This window comes from Nocardiopsis nanhaiensis (genome assembly GCF_054778635.1).
In genome coordinates this window covers 1-1163 of record NZ_BAAGZJ010000191.1, presented here as the reverse complement: position 1 = coordinate 1163, position 1163 = coordinate 1, and the positions used below count along the sequence as shown (strand labels likewise).

1 protein-coding gene and 1 pseudogene are annotated in these 1163 nt (G+C 77.6%); both read right to left on the bottom strand.

Annotated features, from left to right (window positions below; translation table 11 throughout):
• Window positions 1-540: pseudogene (locus ACYVD1_RS34725) on the bottom strand (SAM-dependent methyltransferase); the annotation flags it as partial.
• On the bottom strand, window positions 537-1163 hold a 627-nt coding region (gene drmC, locus ACYVD1_RS34720), incomplete at its 5' end, for a DISARM system phospholipase D-like protein DrmC (RefSeq protein WP_460778717.1). The gene drmC and the pseudogene ACYVD1_RS34725, both read right to left, overlap by 4 nt.

Here is a 1163-nt window from a genome sequence, read left to right as displayed (position 1 = left end):
CACCAGCAGCCCGCCGCCCCCGCACGCGGGGTCCAGCACGCGCTGCCCTGGCCCGACCTGGGCCAGGTCGGCCATCCAGGCCGCCAGGTCGGCGTCGGTCTCGGCCCGGCTGCGCAGCGCCGCCCACCGGGCCGCCAGCCGCTCGTACACCTCTTCCGGTTCGGCGGCGTCGAGGACCTGGTCCGCCAGGGCCGCCCACCCCTCGACCGGCGCCCCCTCCTCCCGGGGGACCTCGCCGGTGAGCAGCCGCCCGGCATGGGCCAGGAACGCGGTCCGGCGCACGTCGGGCACCTCGGTGCGCACCCGCTGCCACAGCAGGTCGGCCGCGTCGGCCTCGAACTCCTTGCCGTGCTCGCGGCACCAGTCGCGGACCTCTTCCAGCCCGAACAGCGGCCGGTCGGCCGATCCGCCCACCGGCGCCGGGAAGTCGTCGAACCGGCGCCGCCAGTTACTCACCGCGGGTCGGCGCACCCCGGCCAGCCGGGCGATGTCGGCCGACCCCACCAGGGCCTGCGCGGTGTCCCTCCCCGCCTCGCTCATCGTTCACCTCCGGGCCGGAGCGGCTCCAGTACGCCCTGGGCGCGCAGTTCGGCCACGTGTTCGGCCACCCGTACCGGCGCCGTGCCGCCCCGCACGAGCAGACCGGCCTCGATGCTGCGGTCCACCCCGCTCTGCGTCAGGTTGGCGCTGGAGACCAGCAGCGACCGGCGGTCGGCCACCGCGAGCTTGGCGTGGCTGCGGGCGTACCGGTTGGGGCGCTGGTCGGTCGGCCAGTGCCACAGCCGCACCCCCTCCACGCCCGCGAAGGCGTCGGCCGGTTCGCGGTCACCGAGCGTGCCGTGGGCCCCGGCCGCGGTCTCCACGACCACTGACACCGGCACCCCGCACCGGGCCGCCTGGGTCAGCGCCGCGCGCACCCGCCGGTGCCGCGTGGCCGAGTAGGTCATCAGGACGAGCTCGTGCTCGGCGCCCTCGATCAGCTCCACCAGCACCTGGGCGGTGGTCCGCACGGGCACCGCGTGGGTGCTCGGACCGGTCCACACCGTCTCCACCGTCACCGCCTCCGAGGCGCCCGCGTGCCCGGCGGCCAGCCCGCGCAGGAACGCCGCCGCCTCGGCGGGCGGCACCCCCTCCCGAGCGGCGGCGGCCAGCACCGGCGCCGC